The 19,486-nt window shown below is 42.7% G+C and carries 19 protein-coding genes; 8 read left to right on the top strand and 11 right to left on the bottom strand.

Annotated elements, in window-relative coordinates; all coding sequences use genetic code 11:
* Positions 1-2 precede the first annotated feature (2 nt).
* Positions 3-449, top strand: a complete 447-nt coding sequence (locus J3P43_RS13430) for a MarR family winged helix-turn-helix transcriptional regulator (RefSeq protein WP_255903228.1) — start codon at positions 3-5, stop codon at positions 447-449.
* On the opposite strand, the gene J3P43_RS13425 is transcribed toward J3P43_RS13430, so the two are convergent.
* From J3P43_RS13425 to J3P43_RS13415, 3 genes are read right to left on the bottom strand one after another with little or no spacing between them, the layout of a single operon-like run.
* Complete coding sequence (locus J3P43_RS13425; RefSeq protein WP_255903226.1) at positions 450-1,163, bottom strand: ZIP family metal transporter; 714 nt, start codon at positions 1,161-1,163, stop codon at positions 450-452.
* Complete coding sequence (locus tag J3P43_RS13420) at positions 1,145-1,726, bottom strand: phosphatase PAP2 family protein (RefSeq protein ID WP_255903224.1); 582 nt, start codon at positions 1,724-1,726, stop codon at positions 1,145-1,147. The genes J3P43_RS13425 and J3P43_RS13420 overlap by 19 nt, the downstream gene beginning before the upstream one ends.
* Positions 1,719-2,456, bottom strand: coding sequence for an SAM-dependent methyltransferase (locus J3P43_RS13415; protein ID WP_255903222.1), 738 nt, complete (start codon positions 2,454-2,456; stop codon positions 1,719-1,721). Before J3P43_RS13415 ends, J3P43_RS13420 begins: the two co-directional genes overlap by 8 nt.
* 108 nt (positions 2,457-2,564) lie before the next feature.
* Between J3P43_RS13415 and glmM the strand changes: the two genes are divergently transcribed.
* The 4 genes from glmM to J3P43_RS13395 all read left to right on the top strand — a co-directional run bounded on the left by glmM (position 2,565) and on the right by J3P43_RS13395 (position 5,951).
* Entirely contained in the window at positions 2,565-3,956 is a 1,392-nt protein-coding gene (gene glmM, locus J3P43_RS13410) for a phosphoglucosamine mutase (RefSeq protein WP_255903220.1), read from the top strand.
* A 23-nt stretch (positions 3,957-3,979) separates the two neighbouring features.
* Entirely contained in the window at positions 3,980-5,119 is a 1,140-nt protein-coding gene (locus J3P43_RS13405; RefSeq protein WP_255903218.1) for a cysteine desulfurase family protein, read from the top strand.
* Positions 5,120-5,215: 96 nt separating this feature from the next.
* Positions 5,216-5,770 carry a hypothetical protein gene (locus tag J3P43_RS13400; protein ID WP_255903216.1) on the top strand — a complete coding sequence of 185 codons (555 nt, stop codon included), beginning with the start codon at positions 5,216-5,218 and terminating at the stop codon, positions 5,768-5,770.
* Positions 5,771-5,774: 4 nt separating this feature from the next.
* Positions 5,775-5,951 carry a hypothetical protein gene (locus tag J3P43_RS13395; protein WP_255903214.1) on the top strand — a complete coding sequence of 59 codons (177 nt, stop codon included), beginning with the start codon at positions 5,775-5,777 and terminating at the stop codon, positions 5,949-5,951.
* Between the two features lie 45 nt (positions 5,952-5,996).
* Here the strand turns inward: J3P43_RS13395 and accD are convergent, their stop codons facing one another.
* Positions 5,997-6,842 carry an acetyl-CoA carboxylase, carboxyltransferase subunit beta gene (gene accD / locus J3P43_RS13390; protein WP_255903212.1) on the bottom strand — a complete coding sequence of 282 codons (846 nt, stop codon included), beginning with the start codon at positions 6,840-6,842 and terminating at the stop codon, positions 5,997-5,999.
* A gap of 162 nt (positions 6,843-7,004) precedes the next feature.
* On the opposite strand from accD, the gene fbaA reads away from it, so the two are divergent.
* Together fbaA and J3P43_RS13380 are read left to right on the top strand one after the other, a co-directional pair.
* Positions 7,005-8,084 (top strand): class II fructose-bisphosphate aldolase, encoded by a 1,080-nt coding sequence (gene fbaA, locus J3P43_RS13385; protein ID WP_255903210.1) that lies wholly within the window; start codon positions 7,005-7,007, stop codon positions 8,082-8,084.
* Positions 8,085-8,143: 59 nt separating this feature from the next.
* The gene (locus J3P43_RS13380) at positions 8,144-8,575 is read left to right on the top strand and encodes a GNAT family N-acetyltransferase (RefSeq protein WP_255903208.1); all 432 of its coding nucleotides are present in this window, start codon (positions 8,144-8,146) and stop codon (positions 8,573-8,575) included.
* On the opposite strand, the gene J3P43_RS13375 is transcribed toward J3P43_RS13380, so the two are convergent.
* The 5 genes from J3P43_RS13375 to J3P43_RS13355 form a co-directional block, all read right to left on the bottom strand.
* Entirely contained in the window at positions 8,559-9,422 is an 864-nt protein-coding gene (locus J3P43_RS13375; RefSeq protein WP_255903206.1) for a hydroxymethylglutaryl-CoA lyase, read from the bottom strand. The two genes, J3P43_RS13380 and J3P43_RS13375, sit on opposite strands and share 17 nt — an antisense overlap.
* A 5-nt stretch (positions 9,423-9,427) precedes the next feature.
* Positions 9,428-10,732 carry an NAD(P)/FAD-dependent oxidoreductase gene (locus J3P43_RS13370; RefSeq protein WP_255903204.1) on the bottom strand — a complete coding sequence of 435 codons (1,305 nt, stop codon included), beginning with the start codon at positions 10,730-10,732 and terminating at the stop codon, positions 9,428-9,430.
* A gap of 122 nt (positions 10,733-10,854) precedes the next feature.
* A complete protein-coding gene (gene secDF, locus J3P43_RS13365) occupies positions 10,855-13,845 on the bottom strand; it encodes a protein translocase subunit SecDF (protein ID WP_255903202.1) in 2,991 nt (996 codons plus the stop codon).
* Positions 13,846-13,960: 115 nt separating this feature from the next.
* The gene (locus tag J3P43_RS13360) at positions 13,961-14,446 is read right to left on the bottom strand and encodes a dihydrofolate reductase (RefSeq protein WP_255903200.1); all 486 of its coding nucleotides are present in this window, start codon (positions 14,444-14,446) and stop codon (positions 13,961-13,963) included.
* 23 nt (positions 14,447-14,469) lie between these two features.
* Complete coding sequence (locus tag J3P43_RS13355) at positions 14,470-15,264, bottom strand: thymidylate synthase (RefSeq protein ID WP_255903198.1); 795 nt, start codon at positions 15,262-15,264, stop codon at positions 14,470-14,472.
* A gap of 71 nt (positions 15,265-15,335) precedes the next feature.
* Between J3P43_RS13355 and ispE the strand changes: the two genes are divergently transcribed.
* On the top strand, positions 15,336-16,139 hold the full coding sequence (gene ispE / locus J3P43_RS13350; RefSeq protein WP_255903196.1) for a 4-(cytidine 5'-diphospho)-2-C-methyl-D-erythritol kinase: 804 nt from the start codon (positions 15,336-15,338) through the stop codon (positions 16,137-16,139).
* Here ispE and J3P43_RS13345 read toward each other — a convergent pair.
* Positions 16,136-16,414, bottom strand: coding sequence for a hypothetical protein (locus tag J3P43_RS13345; protein ID WP_255903194.1), 279 nt, complete (start codon positions 16,412-16,414; stop codon positions 16,136-16,138). The two genes, ispE and J3P43_RS13345, sit on opposite strands and share 4 nt — an antisense overlap.
* 2 nt (positions 16,415-16,416) lie before the next feature.
* Positions 16,417-19,146, bottom strand: a complete 2,730-nt coding sequence (locus J3P43_RS13340; protein WP_255903192.1) for a TolB family protein — start codon at positions 19,144-19,146, stop codon at positions 16,417-16,419.
* Positions 19,147-19,486: the final 340 nt, after the last annotated feature.

Below are 19,486 nucleotides of genomic sequence, written 5' to 3'. Positions count from 1 at the left end.
AAATGGAATTGGAAAAAGAGATTCAAACAAAATTCGAAAACGACTATCATAAAATAGTGGTCAATACCATTTATACTTATGGTTGGATATCAGATTTGCTCAGACAGCGGTTAGGAAAGCACCAGATTACTGTCCAGCAATTTAATATTTTACGGATTTTAAGAGGTCAATATCCTGGTCCCGCTACTATTAATCTTTTAAAAGAGCGAATGCTCGACAAAATGTCTGACGCTTCCCGGATTGTGGAACGTTTGGTTCAAAAAGGTCTGGTAACCAGGTGTATAAACCAAAAGGACAGGCGTGCAGTAGATATTGTTATTAATGAAAAAGGGCTGGAGTTGCTCAAAAAACTCGATCCTGTAATTACACCTATTGACATTCTCAAAGCCAATCTAACCGAGGCAGAGGCAAAGCAGCTTAACTTTTTACTGGATAAGCTTCGCGGGTAATTAGTGAATTAAGAAATTGAGCAGCGCAATGGCGATTCCTGCCAATACAGCTACCAGCTTTTTGAAGTTAAAATGATGATCAACACTCGATTCGAATAGAATAGTAGTGGAGATATGCAGGAAGATCCCAATCACAATCGCCATTATCTTATCAAAATAGCCGTCCAAATCGCCGATAGAACCATTACTCAATCCTTCGCTAAAGAGATATCCCAAAGGCGACATAATTGAAAACACGACAAGAAGAATTATTATAGGCTTTTTCGAGATTTTATTTTGCATCAGCACGCTCGCTAACGCAAATGACGCCGGAATATGATGGAGCCCGATTCCAAACAGAAGTTGATTTTGGTGCCCCTGCGCCAGGGGCATCCCCTCGAGAAATGCGTGTAGGCACAAGCTGAACATTATCCCGTAAGGAAATGCATAATGCTCGTGCGTGTGTTTATGAATGTGGCCATGCTCAATGCCTTCCGAGAATTGTTCAAGCAAGATCTGAAATAAAAAGCCGCCCAATACAAATAGGCCTATGCTATGATCACCTTCGTGGTACACCTCGGGGATAAGATGCAGAATGGTGATGGCGAATAGATACGCACCGCTAAAAGAGAGAATAAGTTTTAGTCGCTGTGTATTATCCTTTTTGAACAGAAATATTGCCATTCCGCCCAAAAAGCAACTCATGAACAAAAGAATCAGCTTCCAGATTTCCACTGTTTTTCGAATTTTATAGTTAAAAAGATTGTGCTGGTAAGGTAACCGATCAGACAGCCAAGTATAGCGCCCGTAGTTACATCAACCGGGAAGTGGACTCCTACGTATACCTGCGCAAGGCAGATACTGAAAGCCCATAGAAATGCTAAGGGTGCGATCCATTTCCACCTGGAGTAAAAAGTACCGACCAGAAACATAGCAATACCGAAATGGTTGGTGGCATGGGTGGATGGGAAGCTGAAACCGCTGCCGCAACCCACTCTTAGTATCATTTCGTCCTTTATTGATATGTCATTGCAGGGCCTTAGTCGTTCGAATGCCGGTTTTACAATTGATGCTGAAAAGAAATCGCACAGCCCAAATGTCAACACAATAAAAAGGAGACAAATCCAGCCCCATTTTCCGTAATTTCTGGCAAGGAATACAACGAGGAAAAGGTACAAAGGCATCCAGAAATACCGATTGCGGAGATAGGGCATTATCCAGTCGAAGAATGGGTTGGAAAGCCCTTTGTTAATAGCAAAGAATAGTTGGTGGTCAAACTGTATCAGAGATTCAAGCATCAGTTTTACTGCAAATGAAAATTAAACGATCAGACTGTTTTTCATCAAAAGCCTCGAGAGAATAGTTTCCAAAATATTCATTTATTTTGAATCCGCTGAGTTTAAATAACTTTTCGAAATCGTTAAAGGTAAAAGCTTTTACATCTTCCTGGAATTTATGCTTCCGGTTTTTATGATCAAATTCGATGGATTTGATAATCCTGCCAGACTTAACTTCTTTGCTGATGTTAAAATCGATCTCTTTTACCGTTTTTATTTCTTTTTGAGTTAAGTTATTCAAGATCTTCTGACTGTTAAAATAATCCAGAACCAGAAGGCCGTCTTTTTTTAACGATTTTCTAAAAGATTTCAGAGCATTGATGTTGTCTCTGTCGCTTTCAAAATATCCAAAGCTGGTAAAGAGATTGAATGCGTAGTCGAAATAATTAATAAAAAGCAAGTTCCGCATATCATGCTGGAAAAAATGCAGCTTATCATTCTCAAATTGTTTCGCGTGTTTAATACTCGAGAACGAAAGGTCTATTCCAGTTACATCATGTCCTTTTTTATTAAGGTAGATGGAGTGACGGCCCTTTCCGCAGGCGATATCAAGCATGGTAGAATCGGGCTTGGGCTGCAGGTGCTCGCAAAGGTTGTCGATGAAAAATTCAGCCTCCGAATCATTCCGCTGGTGATATAAAATGTGATAATAAGGAGAGTTAAACCAGTTCTGATACCACTTTGCTGCCATAAAACGATCTAAAAGCCTGCAAATATAGATAAATAAGCTTTTCCGCCGCTTTTAAGGTTGGGGGTTCTTCTTTATATTCTTATTTTTGACCTCCAAAACACAAATAAGGTGACTCTCATAAAATCAATTTCAGGTATCAGAGGTATTATTGGCGGAACGCCCGGAAACGGATTAACGCCCGTTGATATATTAAAATTTACAGCCGCATTTGGTAAGTGGACAGCCCAGCGAAGTGGTAATAAAAAAATAGTTATCGGCCGCGATGCTCGGATATCTGGTGAGATGGTTCGTAATCTGATTGCCGGAACTTTACAAAGCATAGGCATTGATGTGATTGATTTGGGATTATCAACCACCCCGACCGTAGAGATTGCGGTTCCTGACGAACATGCCGGAGGTGGTATAATAATCACCGCGAGCCATAATCCGAAACAATGGAATGCCTTAAAGCTCTTGAACGAAAAAGGTGAATTTATAAGCGAGGCCGACGGAAAAGAGGTACTTGATCTGGCCGAGCAGCTCGATATGGAGTTTGCAGACGTCAATCAGTTGGGTAAGGTTATTCTGGACGATTCGTACCTTCAAAAACACATAGATAAAGTTTTAGCGCTTCCATTGGTTGATGTTGAAGCTATCCGCAATGCAAGGTTTAGAGTGGCAATTGATTGTGTGAATTCAAGCGGTGGGATCTTCGTTCCAGCTTTGCTGAAAGCGCTGGGCGTGGAAACTGTTTTCGAATTATACTGTACCCCCGATGGGCATTTCCCGCATAACCCTGAGCCGCTTCCAGAGAACTTAGTCGCCCTGGCCCAGGAGGTGATCACTAAAAAGGCACATCTGGGCATTGCGGTAGATCCGGATGTAGACCGCTTATGCTTTGTATGCGAAGATGGAAGCATGTTTGGTGAAGAGTATACGCTGGTGGCGGTTGCAGACTACGTACTGAAAAACACGCCTGGAAATACGGTCTCTAATCTTTCTTCAACTCGTGCTTTACGCGATGTTACTGAAGCATCCGGCAGTGAATATAACGCTGCGGCAGTTGGCGAAGTGAATGTAGTTAATAAGATGAAAGAGACGAATGCGGTTATTGGTGGTGAAGGAAATGGTGGAGTAATTTATCCGGAGTCGCATTACGGCAGGGATGCATTGGTTGGGATAGCTTTGTTTCTAACCCACCTGGCTAAGTCAGGCAAGTCGATCTCTGCTTTGAAAAGTTCTTATCCCGCCTATTTTATCTCTAAAAATAAGATAACTCTCACTCCAGAGATGGATATCGATGGACTGTTGAAGAAAGTGGAAGAAAAATATCAAAATCAGCCTTATTCTACTATAGACGGTTTGAAAATTGAGTTTGATAAACAGTGGGTACATTTGCGCCGCTCAAACACCGAGCCTATTATCCGGATTTATTCTGAAGGCGATTCTGAAACGGTAGCGAATAACCTGGCGAATAAGATAATTGCTGATATCAAAGAAATCCTCCAATTAGAGGGATAAGTATTGATTATTTACGATCTGGCGTGAAGGTTTATTTAGATAATGCTGCTACAACTCCGCTAGACCCGGAAGTATTAAAGGAAATGTATCGTGTGATGGAAAGCCAGTTTGGTAATCCCTCATCTATTCATTCACATGGACGCGAAGCCCGCACCGTTATCGAGAAAGCACGTAAAACCGTTGCCGCCTTGCTTCACACGTCGCCCTCCGAGATTTTTTTTACGTCGGGCGGCACTGAAGCTGATAATATGGCCATTCGTTGCGGAATTGTTGACCACGATATAAAACATGCAGTAACTACCAGAATAGAACATCATGCTGTGCTCCACACCCTGCAGGCAATGCAGAAGAGTGGATTAATTGAACTAAGTTTCGTTGATATTGATGGTAGGGGTAATATCAATTTATCCCATCTGGATGAACTGCTGGCCGGACACGACCGAAGCTTCGTTTCTTTAATGCACGCGAATAACGAAATCGGCACGCTTACCGATGTTGAAGCTGTTGGAGATATCTGTAAAAAGCACAACGCTATATTTCATTGTGATACGGTGCAAACCATGGGGCATTACCCTATCGATCTTCAGGTTCTTAAAGCTGATTTCATCACCTGTGCCGCTCATAAATTTCATGGACCGAAAGGAATCGGTTTCCTTTATATCAATCATAAGCTCAAAATTAACCCCATGATTTATGGCGGCGCGCAAGAGAGGAATATGCGTGGCGGGACCGAGAACCTTCACGGAATAGTTGGTTTAGCCAAGGCACTCGAGATTGCATCTGAGGAAATGGCTGAGCATCATAGTTACATACAGGGATTGAAGTCTTACCTGATTGACAAGCTGATCAATAATATTCCCGGCGTAGAGTTTAACGGCGAAATTGCACCCGACAGTAGTTTATATACGGTATTAAACGTCTTGTTTCCTGAGACGGAAATAGCAGATATGCTTCTTTTTAATCTCGATATCGCCGGCATATCAGTATCCGGCGGCAGCGCTTGTAGTTCTGGGACAAACATCGGTTCACATGTGCTGGAAGGAATCGGTTCAAATCCCAACCGTCCCGCGATAAGGTTCTCGTTCAGCAAGTTTAATACTACAGAAGAAATAGATTTTGTAGTGTCGAAGCTTAGAAGCCTGTTTCAGGTTAATTTCTCTTAACTAAAGCTTATTTTATTTTTTTTCGGTTTTTTACAAAACAAACTGGGTAATCACGGCTGTTCTATGAGTATAAATTATACCTAAAACTAGAAAGACATGGAACTATTTCGCGAAGAATACTTAACTATTCAGGATGATTATTTAAGGGTAGATCCTTCAAGAGAAGAATCTGTTAATGACGACGAGGACGTAGATTATAGTAACGATGACCTGGGCGAGAATACCGAAATAACTCCGCTGGGAGACGCTATCGAGGAAGATGAGCTTAATGATTTAAGAATTGACCCAGACGATGAAGACTATGGCGATGATGAAGACCTGGATGTTGATTTAGACACCGAGGAAGACCTGGACGAAGATGATGATATTGTCGATATAAAATCGCAAATAGACCCGGATGATGATTTCGACGATGATGACGATTTAATAGACGACGATGATGATCTGGATACTGCAATAACGCCAGATCTGGAAGAGGAAGATGATTTTGCCGATGATGATGACCTGCTCGACGAAGATGACGATATCGACGATGCTACGGCAAGAACATCTGTTGATACAAGTGCCGATTTTTCAACAAGGCCCCACGGCCGCGTAACCGGTACTATGCTTGATCACGAACCCGGTTTACCTGGTTCAGACAGACCTTAATCTTATGTCAGACGAAAAATTGAAACATAATCATACTGGGCAAACTCCCTCGGATAAGCCTTCTAAGAAACTGATTAATCCGCCTAAAAAGAAAGGGGAGAAGAAGCTGGTTTCAAAGGGAGACTTTAATACAACGGCTAAAGATCCTAACCTGGGAAGTAGAAATACAACCGGAAGATAAAAAGAAAAAGCCCCTTTTGGGGCTTTTTTTCTTTTTACTGAGGTCTTAGTTATTCATCATTTTCAGAAAGGTCGCAAGTTTTTCCTTCATTTGTCTGCGGTCGACGATGAAGTCGAGAAAACCGTGCTCCAAAACGAATTCTGAGGTTTGAAAGCCTTTCGGTAAATCTTTCTTAATCGTTTCTTTAATTACGCGTGGTCCTGCAAAGCCTATTAAGGCTCCTGGTTCGGCAATGTTAACGTCTCCAAGCATGGCGTACGATGCTGTAACACCGCCTGTAGTAGGATCGGTTAACAAAGAAATATAAGGGATCCTCGCTTTACTAAGCAAGGCAAGCTTGGCAGAAGTTTTGGCCATTTGCATTAAAGAAAATGCCGCTTCCATCATTCTGGCTCCGCCAGATTTCGAAATCATTAAAAAGGGAATTCTATGCTGAATACAATAGTCTATAGAGCGTGCGATCTTTTCCCCCACTACCGAGCCCATTGATCCGCCGATAAAATTGAAATCCATACAGGCAATTACCAGATCCTGTCCATCAATTTTACCATGGCCAGAACGGATGGCATCAATCAACCCGGTTTTTTTATTGCTTTCTTCTAATCGGTCGGTATATTTTTTGTTATCGTTGAAGTTTAATGGGTCTCCGGAGCGGAGGGCGGGAAATAGTTCGGTAAACTCGTTGTTGTCGAAAAGAACAGAAAAATATTCTTTTGAACCTATTCTTAAGTGATAGTTGCAGTAATGGCAAACGTATTTATTCTCCACTTGCTCTGCGTAATGTAAGGGCTTCTTACATTCTGGACATTTGTTCCAGATCCCATCAGGAGCTTCTTTTTTTTCTTGGGTAGACGTGATAATTCCTTTTTTTTCTCTTTTAAACCAGGCCATATGTCTTTTGGAATGAGCGGTACAAATAAACGAAATTTTAACAGAACCCTTTGTATTTATCTATTGTTATGAATAATTATCATCTAATTACGAATATTGACCTTATCATCAATTAGCTTAAATAATTTTTTTATTTTCGGGCTCAATTAGAAAAAAAAGAATATGAATCTTAAGAATTATAAAGGAGTATTATATGGCGATGCCGTGCAGGAACTGTTTGAACAGGCTAAAAAGCATCAATTTGCTCTTCCAGCCGTCAATGTCATTAATACTAACTCTATAAATGCCGTTATGGAAACAGCAAAAGCTGTTAACTCTCCGGTAATTATTCAACTTTCTAACGGTGGTGCGCAGTTTTATGCTGGAAAATCACTCAATAACGAAAAGTTAGAGGCCTGTATACTGGGTGCGGTATCTGCTGCACGTCATGTTCATTTATTGGCCGAGCACTATGGTGTGGCGGTAATTTTGCATACAGATCATGCTGCAAAGAAGTTATTGCCATGGATAGACGGCCTGCTTTCTCACGGAGAGCGCTTCCATCAGCAAACAGGCAAGCCCCTGTTCTCGTCTCACATGCTTGATCTTTCTGAGGAATCAATTGAGGAAAACCTTGAAATATCGAAGACTTACCTTGAGCGAATGAAGAAATTGGGTATGACCATCGAAATAGAACTTGGTGTAACCGGCGGTGAAGAAGATGGAGTAGACAATTCAGACGTAGATAGTTCAAAACTTTATACACAACCTTCTGAAGTTGCTTATGCCTACAAAGAACTGAGTGAAGTAAGTCCACGATTTACTATCGCAGCAGCTTTTGGAAATGTGCATGGCGTATACAAACCAGGTAACGTTAAACTTCAGCCGGTAATCCTTAAAAATTCTCAGGAACATATCCGTCAGGAGTTTAATATTGCCGAAGAAAAGCCGATAAACTTTGTATTCCATGGCGGGTCTGGTTCATCGAAGGAAGAAATAAGAGAGGCTATCTCATACGGTGCTATCAAAATGAATATCGATACCGATATGCAATGGGCTTTTTGGGAAGGAATTAAGGACTTCTATCAGTCGAAAGAAGGATATCTTCAAACTCAGATCGGAAACCCTGAAGGTGCAGATTCGCCTAATAAAAAATTCTATGATCCACGTGTTTGGTTACGCAAAGGCGAAGAAAATTTCGTTAAGCGTTTAACCCAGGCCTTCGAAGATTTGAATTGCATCAATGTAAATGATAAACTTTAATCTGTAAGGATTTGAGAAACGCCGGGCCAACAGCCTGGCGTTTTTGGTTAAAAAAGATCATGATAGAAGTACGCAAGGTGGTTACAAAGCAGGAATTTGATGCCATCCATAAAATCAGGCGTAAGGTGTTTATTGAAGAACAGAACTGCCCGCCTGACCTGGAATGGGAAAATGAAGACGAATGCGTCCATTTTCTGGCCACTGTAGATAACGTGGCTGCAGGTACCGCCAGATGGTGGCCCACTGCAAAAGGTATCAAGTTGCAACGGTTCGCGGTGCTGAAGGAGTTTAGAGGTAAGGGAGTGGGGCAGGCGCTTGTTCAGGCTGTTCTTAACGACCTTCCCACCGGTACCGGATACGTTTACCTGCATGCTCAGATTCAGGCCAGTTCGCTATATGAAAAGTTTGGCTTTGTAAAAGAAGGGGCCGAATTTGATGAAGTGGGAATAAGGCACTATAAAATGGTGCTTCACCTTAATGAAAGATCTTAAAAGAAAACCTTATCGCTTTTTCAATACTTTGCATGTCGAGGCCTAAAGGCTCGTTATTCTCTTCGAGGTAACCGATAAGATTTTCGGTAGCTATATTTCCGGTAAGGCTATCTGAAGCCATAGGGCAGCCGCCAAAACCCCTAATTGCCGCGTCGAAGCGACGGCATCCATTCTGATAAGCGGCATCGATTTTTTCTCGCCAGTTTTCAGGCCTGCTATGCAAGTGAACGCCCACTTCTATTTCAGGAAAGCTGGTGCTGATCCCATCAAAAAGATTGGCAATATTTGTTGGGGTAGAAACACCGACGGTGTCGGAGAGCGAAATAATAGAGGCTCCTCTTTTTACCAGTTCTGATGTCCATTTAACTACTAATTCTTCATTCCACTCCTCCCCGTAAGGGTTTCCGAACGCCATAGACAGGTAAATTACAGCAGTTTTTTGGGCTTTATCACACTTGCTAAGCAGTTCTTCAACAGTTGACAAGGAGGTTTTTATATTCGAATTAGTATTGCGTTTTTGAAAAATTTCTGAAATTGAGAAAGGATAACCTAAATACGTAATAGATGGATGTTTCAATGCTTCATCAACCCCTCTCAAATTAGCTACGATGGCTAGCAATTTGGTGGTGGATGAACCTATGTCTAAATTGTTCAGTACTTCGGCTGTGTCGGCCAATTGAGGGATCGCTTTGGGGGATACAAAACTTCCGAAATCCAGTGTGTCAAAGCCGGCTTTCAGCAGAAGATTGAGATATTTGATTTTGTCGGCCGTCGATATAAAATAATTGACGCCCTGCATCGCATCGCGGGGGCATTCAATCAGCTTCACTTTCACCGGGCGTGCCATGGGGTTTATTTATTTGAAGTATCTTCGGTCATTGATTCTCTGTTAAACGGACGGATGATCAGTCTTGTACCTCTGTCGAAACTGAAATAGCTCCAAATCCAGTTTACAAACACCACCAGTTTATTTCTAAAGCCGACAAGGCTCATTAAATGGACGAACATCCAAACAAACCAGGCGAAAATGCCCTGGAACCTGATTTTACCAATATCAACAACAGCCCGGTTTCGGCCAACTGTTGCCATTGATCCTTTATCAAAGTACTCGAAAGGCTCTGGTTCTTCTTTATTTATTATTTTGATAAGGTTTTTTGACAGCAGTTTTCCCTGCTGCATCGCTACCGGTGCCACACCAGGATGACCGTTAGGTGTTTCATTCGTAATCATCGCCGCCACGTCTCCAATAGCGAAAATGTTGCTGTAGCCTTCAATCCTGTTAAAGCGATCTACTTTTATCCGTCCTCCCCGCACTATATGATCGTTTGAGATGCCTTCGGGGAAATTCCCCTTAACACCGGCAGACCAAAGTACATTCTTTGAAACAATCTCTACCTCGTTAGAGAGCTTTATCACATCTCCGTCGTAAGATACCACTGTAACCCCGGTAACTACGTTTACGCCCATTTCTTCGAGAAACTCTTTGGCGCTGCGTTGTGCCTGCACAGACATAGGGCCGAGCACCACATTAGAGCCTTCGATCAGATAGATATTGACATCGCCGATATTAAGCTCCGGATAATCCTTCTTTAATACATGGCGCTTTAGTTCTGATATAGCGCCCGAAAGTTCAACACCGGTTGGGCCGCCCCCTACCACCACAAAGTTTAGCAGCGCGGCTTTCTTAACAGGATCGTGTTCTATTAAGGCTTCTTCAAGGTTCTGCAACAGCATACTTCTCAGATTCAATGCCTCGGGAATAGTTTTCATCGGCATGGTAAAATGCTCGAGCTCTTTCGATCCGAAAAAATTAGTGTCCGAGCCGGTTGCAAGAACCAGATAATCGTAGTCAAAATCGCCTATTGTAGTGCTTATCGAGTTATTTTCCGGATTAATCGAAAGGACGTCTGTATTCCTGAAGGTAAAATTCTTTTGCCCCTTAAATATTTTCCGTAGGGGGAAAGCGATGGAGTCGGCTTCGAGGCCCCCCGTCGCCACCTGATATAGAAGAGGCTGAAAGGTGTGGTAATTGTGCCTGTCGAGCATAAAAACCTGTACTTCTTTGTTATTAAGGTTTTTGGCTAACTGGATGCCTCCAAAACCGCCGCCGACTATAATTACTTTTGGAAAATTTACTGGGGGAATGTTTGATTTCATATTCTGCTTTAATAACCAACGTTGGGTAGAAAATGTTGAAGCCGGCTCTATTTCAGCGCAATTTAAAAATAAAAAAGCACCCATCGGGAGGGATGGGTGCTTTAAAATATGTTTAGAATGGATTAAGCCTGAACTTTTGCCGGTTCTGGTTTAACTTCTTCTTTGTTTTTGATCATTTCAACCACAAATGGCGTTGCCACAAATAGTGATGAATATGTTCCGAAGATAACACCGATTAACATTGCAAAAGAGAATCCTCTCAAAATGTCTCCACCGAAAATGAAGATCACTAATAGAACTGCAATGGTACAAATACCTGTTACTACCGTACGGCTTAGGGTACTGTTTAAGGCGTTGTTAATAACCGTTGGAAGGGCCTCATTCTTAGTGTTCCGCTCTGCGATATACTCCCTTACACGGTCGAATACTACTACCGTATCGTTAATAGAATATCCCATCACTGTTAGTACAGCAGCGATAAAGGCCTGGTCGATATCCAGCGAGAAAGGAACAATTCCATCTAATAATGTGAATATCGAAAGAAGAACAAGTACGTCGTGTAGTAAGGCAACGATCGCCGAAACACCAAACTGCCAGCGGCGGAAACGGATCAGAATGTAAACAAAGATGATCACAATCGTAAATATCACCGAGTAGATGGCCGAGATCTTGATGTCGTTAGCAATGGTAGGTCCTACTTTCTGAGCATCTTTTATCTCATAATCCGGGCTGATCTGTTTTAATCCGTTATTCAGCCTTTGGGATACCTCAGATTCCGCAGCTTCAGTCGCCTCATCAATTCTATAAGCTGTGGTTATTTTTACCTCGTTATCGTTTAACCCAATAGTTTTTACCTCAGGAGCATCACCAAACTCTTTTTCCAATACGTTCCGTACCTCGTTGGTGTTAACGTCCTGTTTAAATTCTACGAAATAGGAACGCCCACCTTTAAAGTCTACACCCAAGCTGAAGCCTTTAGTGAACATAGAAACCAAACCGGCAAAGATGATAATTCCTGAAAGTAGATAGAACTTTCTTCTTCCGCTGATGAAATCAAATTTCGAATCTTTGAATAAATTCTCGGTTGCCTTAATGGAGAAGCTGATCGGCTTATCATTTTTAAGCATTCCTTCAAAGATTAGACGAGTAATGAAAATTGCTGCGAATAACGAAGTAACGATACCGATCATTAACGTTGTAGCGAAACCTGCTATTGGTCCGCTTCCAAATACATAGAGTACAACTCCCGTTAAAAAGGTCGTTATGTTTGAGTCGAGGATAGAAGACATCGCTTTGCTGAAACCTTCAGCAATGGCAGTTCTTAAGCTTTTCCCAGCCGATAATTCTTCCCGCACCCGTTCGTAGATGAGTACGTTTGCGTCAACCGACATACCGAGTGATAGTACGATACCGGCAATTCCTGGCAAGGTGAGCACTGCCCCTAACGAAGCGAGAACTCCCATCAGGAAGAATAAGTTCACTATCAGTGCAACGTTGGCAACCCATCCGGCTTTGCTGTAATACATCGCCATGAAAATCAGAATTACCGCGATACCGATTAGTGTCGATATTAAGCCTTTTTGTATAGACTCTGCTCCTAAAGATGGTCCAACCACGTACTCACTAACTATCTTGGCCGGTGCAGGCAAGCGACCCGCTTTTAGCACGTTTGCAAGATCCTTAGTGTCAGCCGCAGTGAAGTTTCCCGATATTTGTGAGGTGCCACCCGCTATTTCCTGTTGTACAGTCGGCGCAGAATAAACATAGTTATCTAATACAATCGCTATAGATCTATTATCGTTTGGATTGTTAGCATCACCAGCAGCTTGTGCGGTAATCTGTTTCCATCTGCTAGATCCATCGGCGTTCATGTTCATCACCACTTCCGGGCGACCATCCTGACCTATGTCATCACGTGCATCTGTAATTACATCACCAGCAAGTGCCGGCGAACCGTCAAATCCCGTTGCTTTTAATGCATGTAATTCAAAAACGAGGTCTTTTTCACTTAGGGGTTTAACAGACCAGTAAAATCTTGCGTTTGCCGGGATCATGCCTTTAACAGCTGAATTGTTTAAATACGCATTTACTTTCGCTGTGTCTTTTTGAGCAGAATAGCCAATTACAGAACCAGGTCTTGGAGCTTGCTGGCCATCTGCTCCCTGATAAAGTGCTGGCTGCAGAACCGCAAATAGCGGATTAGTCTTAGCGAATTCTTCACGATTAAAGGCTGCTTTAGATGTATCCTTTCCTGCCGAATCTTTCTTCGCGCCGAGGTTGGCTAATTTTCCGCCTCCGGTAGTAGTTGTCGTTCCAGCTGCTTTTGCAGTGTCTTTGGCCGGTTGCTGGATTGCCGCTAAGGTTTTGTCTAGGTTTTGAAGCAAAGGTAAGATCTCTGCATTTTCATAAGTTTCCCAAAACTCCAGTTTAGCCGAGCCTGATAAAAGCTTGCGGACACGCTGCTGGTCGGATACACCGGGAAGTTCAATCAGTATGCGATTCGTGCCTTGCTGTTTTTGAATGTTTGGTGATGTAACGCCAAATTTATCAATACGGGTACGAAGAACGTTGAAAGATCTGTCGATTGCGCTTTCAGACTCCTTACGAAGGAACTTCAGTACATCTTCATTGCTGGCATCGGGTTTAACCGAGGCTGAGTTCTCTCTGGTTGCAAAATAAGTTGCAAGTTTTCCGTTAGGGTTAAGCTTTTCAAATTCTTCTCCGAATAATGTGATGAAATCTTTTTGACTGCTTTTTAAGCGGGCATCTGCATTTCTTATCGCAGTGTTCAGGCTTTGATCCTGATTTTTATTTGCAAGATTACTTACCAGCTCGGTAAGGGAGATTTCCATAGTAACATTCATCCCACCTTTTAAGTCAAGGCCCAGAGGAATTTCGCGATCTCTTGCATAATTATATGTAAAAGGCAAAAAATCGAATATGGGCTCGGTGCCCATAGAATCGAGATATGCTTTTTCTTTTGAAGGGTCGCCTTTGGCAAATTTCTCAGCTCTATTCTCAACCATGTTTGCCATCCACGTGAACGACAGGGAGTATAAACACCCTATGGTTAACGCTATAGCGACGAATTTAATCAGTCCTTTACCTTGCATTTTGATTTATATTGTATTGTTTCTTTTGTTTAAGCCCTTTTTAGATAAGACGGCAAATCTAAGTAAATTTTTGTTTTATGAAATTCTTTAATGTGGAAAAAATTAAGCCTGGGATTTATTGCTTTTGAAAGGTAAGGAAGGAGTATGAAAACGGCGTTTTCTCGTCGGGTTGAAAATCTTCCCTCTCTGTTTCTTTCCACTCCTCAGGTGTGATTTCAGGAAAGAAAGTATCAGCATTGAAACTTTTATGAATTTTTGTGAGATATATTTTATCTAGCTGGGGAAGCGCCTGTTTAAATATCTCTGCGCCACCAATGATGAACACTTCTTGCTCTTGATTACATAGCGCCACTGCGCTTTCTAAAGAGTGCGTTACTTCGGCTCCGGGAATTTCAAGATCGGCTTGGCGGCTGATTACAATATTTCTTCTGTTGGGAAGCACCCGCCCCATGCTTTCAAACGTTTTACGGCCCATAATAATACTGTGGCCGGTGGTGATAGCTTTGAAGCGTTTGAGGTCTGCGGGGAAGTGGACGAGAAGTTGGTTGTTCTTTCCAATTCCCCAATTTTGGTCGACGACTACGACTGCGGATAAGTTCATTTTTGATTTGAATGACGATAACATCATACCGCAACCGGCGCCTTAATGTGTGGATGCGGCTCATAATTTTCTAATGTGAAATCTTCGAATTTGAAATCGAAGATATCTTTAACCTCAGGGTTTAACCTCACCTGTGGCAGCGGGCGCGGCTCGCGGCTCAGTTGAAGCCTTGCTTGTTCAAGGTGGTTATTGTAGAGGTGGGCATCGCCAAGCGTATGGATAAATTCTCCCGGTTTTAATCCGCATACCTGTGCAACCATCAGCGTAAGCAAAGCATACGAAGCGATATTAAATGGTACTCCCAAAAATATATCCGCACTACGCTGATAAAGTTGGCAGCTTAACTTTCCATCGGCTACATAGAACTGGAAGAAACTGTGGCAGGGAGGAAGCGCCATGTTTTCGATCTCCGCCACGTTCCAGGCCGAAACAATCAAACGTCTGGAATCGGGTGTGTTTTTGATTTGATTAATTACCTGGGTGATCTGGTCTATGTGCCGGCCATCGGGTGTTGGCCACGAGCGCCACTGATATCCATACACCGGGCCAAGGTCTCCGTTTTCGTCAGCCCATTCATCCCATATACTCACCCCGTTTTCTTTTAGGTAACGTATATTTGTATCGCCTTTCAGAAACCAAATGAGCTCGTGAAGGATAGATCGCAGGTGAAGTTTTTTAGTGGTTACCAGTGGAAATCCCTCCTCCAGATCAAAGCGCATCTGGTACCCGAACACACTAATGGTTCCAGTGCCGGTTCGGTCGTGTTTTTGTGTGCCCTTCTCCAGCACGTGCTGCATCAAATCAAGATATTGTCTCATCTTCTACAAAAGAAATAAATGTATTTTTACCGTCCTACAATTGTGAACAAAAACTTAATTGTTTAGAACTCATGCTAACTTTTCCAAACGCTAAAATAAATATAGGCTTAAACGTGCTTTCAAGACGAAGCGATGGCTATCATAATCTTGAAACGGTTTTTTATCCTGTGAACATTAAAGATGCGCTGGAAGTGGTTGAGGCCGAAGACCTGAGTTTCGAAACATCTGGAATTGAAATACCCGGTTATGCCAATGAAAACCTTTGCCTGAAGGCCTACGAATTGCTCAAAACGGATTACGGAATACCGCCGGTAAAAATCCACCTGCACAAACAAATACCGATTGGAGCAGGTCTGGGTGGCGGATCAGCGGATGCGGCTTTTTTCATACGCTTGCTGAATGACAAGTTTAACTTAAATCTCGACGCTACTGCAATGGAGGGTTATGCGCGGCAACTGGGGGCCGACTGCCCTTTTTTTATTCAGAATAAGCCGGTGTTTGCACTTGGAAAGGGCGATGAGTTTGAGGCGATAGAACTTGATCTGTCTGGTTATTATATTGTACTTGTTATGCCTCCTGTTCATGTTTCAACGGGGGAAGCTTACCGGGGAGTGAAATCTGCTAATCCCCCCAAATCTTTGAAAGAATTAATATCATTGCCGCTTGAAGACTGGAAAGCAGAGATTAAAAACGATTTTGAAGAATCAATTTTTAAAAATCATGCTTCTGTGAGAGGAGTTAAAGCAGGTTTATATCAGGCAGGTGCTTTGTATGCCTCTATGAGTGGCAGTGGATCTTCTGTATATGGAATTTTTGATAAGGAAGTTTCGCTACCCGATTTAGAGCGGGATAATCAGGTGTTTTACGGAATTTAGCTGATGTAATCGCGGTCTTCGTCACTTAGCCCGGTTCTTCTTTGTTCAGGTTCAACAACTTCGAATTCGGGTTCTTTATAGACAATTTCGTTCTTTTTAGGCCTTGCCGCCATTACTCCGATTATAAAACCGAGGCCAAACATCGTTCCAAGGATCACCAGCTTCGGAATTTTAGTGGCTCCAAACAGCCAAAAGTCAATTTCCTCTGTATTCTTCATCAAAACGATGGTTACTAATACCGAGGCGATGACGATGAAAATAGTTTTTCCGCTCATGATTAAAGGTTATAAACAACTATAGTTTCGAATATAGGATTTTGATTGGATTTTCCGTTGATGAAAATAATTCTTCCCCCTAGATCGAAATTTGGCAAGGGGAAGCGGAGTAAATTCATGTCGCTGCGTAACTCGGCACCATAAGAGCGTGGTGCAAATGGTTTCCCCGAATCGATATTTTCAAAATCGGCAAAAAGGCCGCCTTTAAATCGCTTGATATATGCAAGTGGACCTAATTCCCAGTCGGGGTAAAATAAGGGCATTCTATAGTCTAAAAGCAGTGTATTTCGCGGATTGCTTGTAGGGCTCATGAATGCATAACCACTTACCCTCGGAATATCTACGGTAGACCGATATACGCCGCTCCCTTTGTCAAAGTTGAAAGATGCCTGGAGTGAATGGTTTCTCATCATGCCGGGAAAGTAGAATGTGCTTCTGAATGTAAATAGCTCTCCATTCACCTGATCTTCGAACGGAAAGTGCCTGTACCTGATGGCAATGTTTTGTCCCCATTTTGGCGCCAGGTCGCGGGCACTCCTTCTCGAGTTTCTCGAAGCAGAGAATTCGTAGTGCATAGGAAATTCTAAGGTTTTGATAAGGGCAGGAAAGTTGTTTTCCACGTTGTACTTTTCGGTAAAGCTGGTTCCCACCTTGAAATTGAAATTATACAGGTTGTTGAAACGGTTTGCCAAGACGGGAATGCTGACGTCTGCTTTGTATTCATTCTCCCGCCAAGATACAGGCACCACCACGCCTTTTCCAGAGACAACGACTGTGCGGTTGAGCAGCCTTGGACGGTTAATATAACCGAAATTAAGCACTGGAAAATATCTGCGGTAGCTGAAGCCCGCCTCATACTCACTTTTTCTGAGGGCATTATTGAATTGATAGCCGGTGTAAAAACTGAGGGTGTTCAGTTTATTGTCTGATTGCAGACGGAAACCGAGGCTGCTGTCGTTCGCCAAAGGATTGCCATCGTTTACGGGCAATATACTGTGAAAGTAAAAGAGGTTGTTTAATTCGTGGTACCGTCTGCTTGAATATTTTTGTTGTGGAATTTGATCGAAGTCGATCTTCTTTTCTTCCTCGTTAAGTAAGGGGTCGGCATAGTTCACTATTTCTTTCTTTGCTAACGCGATATCTGTGCCCTCTGCGCCGCTAAATTGGATCGCCGATATGTTGTATCCCTCGGCGCTGTAGTTATTAAACAGAAGGCGTTTAGAGGCCGGGTCGAAGAACGGGTTATGTGCACCGAAGTTGGTTGAGGTTAACTGATAGGTTCTGCTATTCGCCGGATCGAATCTGTAGAGATTGTCGATGCCATTAAAGTGGGCCTTAAAGATGATTTGATTACCGGCATACACCGGCCGCAGAATTTCTTGTGAGGCAAAGGCTGTAACCTGGATGAATTTGCCCGTGATGCGATTTAACTCATATAAGGCCTTTCCTCCCGACGTTACTGCAACAAGCACGATCTTATCGCCCGACTGGTTATACGAGGGCATTTGCAACATGTAATCCTTCAGGGCGGAATACCTCCTGATTTCTTTTCCGGTAGCAGCGCTGATTTCCACCAGCGAGATCTGATGGGTAACCGAAACTTCTATCGCGGCTATAGTATTGCCATCCGGCGAAAGGGCAGGGGCAAACAGCCGGGTTCGGTGACTGAGTTGTCGTTTCGTTTTAGTTTTTCTGTCAAAGATATTGATGACGTTAAACGATCGCTGCTGGAAGCGTGGGTCGAACCTGAATTCATCCCAAACAATTTTTTCGGCGGCATAACTGAACCAAGGAATTTCCTGAGAACCGACGGCGACAACCTTACGGCTTTTTCCATCCGAGCTTAGTTCGTATATAGCCGGTGTCTCTGCTTTACTGTCTTTGAGAAAGAGGATGCCACCGGAAGATGTTGCCGTTGGGAGTAATAAATTCTCGGGTGTTTTATCTCTCCTTTTATTCAGCGAAACGTAGCCTGTTGTTTTTAGTTCGGCCTGCTGCTGCGACCATAATTTTCCAAGTTCGGCAAAGGTGGAATCATGAAGTTTTCGGGTGCTCATTGCGGTGAGTTTTTTGAGCGAATTGCTGAAGTTATACGGTCGGAATGGGTTGCGCGAAATGCGGCTGAGCAGACTGTCGTTTATATCGTTTCCGAAGTCTCTTCTCGCTTTGGTGTTCATGAAAAACCCGAGCTGATAATAGCCGGGTGTGAAGTCTTTTACCGAGCCAAAGTAATTTTTTGAATAGCTGTATTTTTTTTTACTTAGTGTATTTGTTCTCAATTCTATATACCACTCGGGAATGCGTCCGCGCCCTGCCCCGGTAAGCAGTGTTTCGGTCGTTACAGCGTCTCCTTCAAAGAACCATGAAGGCAGGGTAATGCCGAACATGGCGAGGGCTAATGTTTCTAAAGGAGGAGAGTTGAATCTGCCAGTTAGCTTGTCGAATTGGACCACATGCCTGAGCTCATGAACGGCGAGACTGTTGAGCCAATTTTGAAAGTCGAAGGCTTGAGAAGGGGTAGCAAAGAACTCAGACCGGCGCGGGGCAAGTTGTACAAATCCATTGGAAGACGTACCCTGGTTCTGGAGAATGATGGAGATTTTCTTCGGCTTCTTTCCTAAAGATGCACTCACTTTTCCAATACTTGCTTCGAGAGTATTGGCCATGCGTTGGGCTTCGTTTTCAAAACCGGTGGGGTAGATCAGCTGGAAGTTGTGTGTGTGAATTTGCATCCATCTAAGGGAAGGAGGGTTCTGTTCTCCTGGAAAAATCTGGGATCTTGCTACTGAAAAAGTGAAAGTTAATATAAAGGATATTAATACCTTGGTTAATATTAATTTAAATTGATTTTTACGCCTTAAAATGGCCATATGCTAAATTTGTTAGTAAAATTTGAATTTTAAATTTCTGCCTAATTAAATTGAATATTTTGCTAGTAGTGTTCAATGTGTTCTTATATAGAATCTTATGGTTTAGGTATTATTAATTCGGAAGCACTAATTTTTGCCGTTTTTTGTCCCATTTTACCCATTTTTCGAGCTGTTATCAGTGTTGTTTTCTCTTGAAGCTTTG

It is taken from the genome of Paradesertivirga mongoliensis, from assembly GCF_024436395.1.
In the GTDB taxonomy this organism is placed as follows: Bacteria; Bacteroidota; Bacteroidia; order Sphingobacteriales; family Sphingobacteriaceae; genus Paradesertivirga; species Paradesertivirga mongoliensis.
The sequence above is the reverse complement of the archived record's forward strand: the minus strand, read 5'-3'. Positions and strand labels throughout refer to the sequence as shown.

Coding starts and splice junctions, on each gene's coding strand:
- J3P43_RS13375 (WP_255903206.1), bottom strand. CDS start 9,422: ATGGCACGCCCGGTGAAAGTGAAGCTGATTGAATGCCCCCGCGATGCG.
- J3P43_RS13395 (WP_255903214.1), top strand. CDS start 5,775: ATGTCAGACGAAAAATTGAAACATAATCATACTGGGCAAACTCCCTCG.
- J3P43_RS13380 (WP_255903208.1), top strand. CDS start 8,144: ATGATAGAAGTACGCAAGGTGGTTACAAAGCAGGAATTTGATGCCATC.
- J3P43_RS13400 (WP_255903216.1), top strand. CDS start 5,216: ATGGAACTATTTCGCGAAGAATACTTAACTATTCAGGATGATTATTTA.
- J3P43_RS13340 (WP_255903192.1), bottom strand. CDS start 19,146: ATGCAAATTCACACACACAACTTCCAGCTGATCTACCCCACCGGTTTT.
- J3P43_RS13420 (WP_255903224.1), bottom strand. CDS start 1,726: ATGCTTGAATCTCTGATACAGTTTGACCACCAACTATTCTTTGCTATT.
- fbaA (WP_255903210.1), top strand. CDS start 7,005: ATGAATCTTAAGAATTATAAAGGAGTATTATATGGCGATGCCGTGCAG.
- J3P43_RS13355 (WP_255903198.1), bottom strand. CDS start 15,264: ATGAGACAATATCTTGATTTGATGCAGCACGTGCTGGAGAAGGGCACA.
- J3P43_RS13360 (WP_255903200.1), bottom strand. CDS start 14,446: ATGAACTTATCCGCAGTCGTAGTCGTCGACCAAAATTGGGGAATTGGA.
- J3P43_RS13415 (WP_255903222.1), bottom strand. CDS start 2,456: ATGGCAGCAAAGTGGTATCAGAACTGGTTTAACTCTCCTTATTATCAC.
- J3P43_RS13370 (WP_255903204.1), bottom strand. CDS start 10,732: ATGAAATCAAACATTCCCCCAGTAAATTTTCCAAAAGTAATTATAGTC.
- accD (WP_255903212.1), bottom strand. CDS start 6,842: ATGGCCTGGTTTAAAAGAGAAAAAAAAGGAATTATCACGTCTACCCAA.
- ispE (WP_255903196.1), top strand. CDS start 15,336: ATGCTAACTTTTCCAAACGCTAAAATAAATATAGGCTTAAACGTGCTT.
- secDF (WP_255903202.1), bottom strand. CDS start 13,845: ATGCAAGGTAAAGGACTGATTAAATTCGTCGCTATAGCGTTAACCATA.
- J3P43_RS13345 (WP_255903194.1), bottom strand. CDS start 16,414: ATGAGCGGAAAAACTATTTTCATCGTCATCGCCTCGGTATTAGTAACC.
- J3P43_RS13430 (WP_255903228.1), top strand. CDS start 3: ATGGAATTGGAAAAAGAGATTCAAACAAAATTCGAAAACGACTATCAT.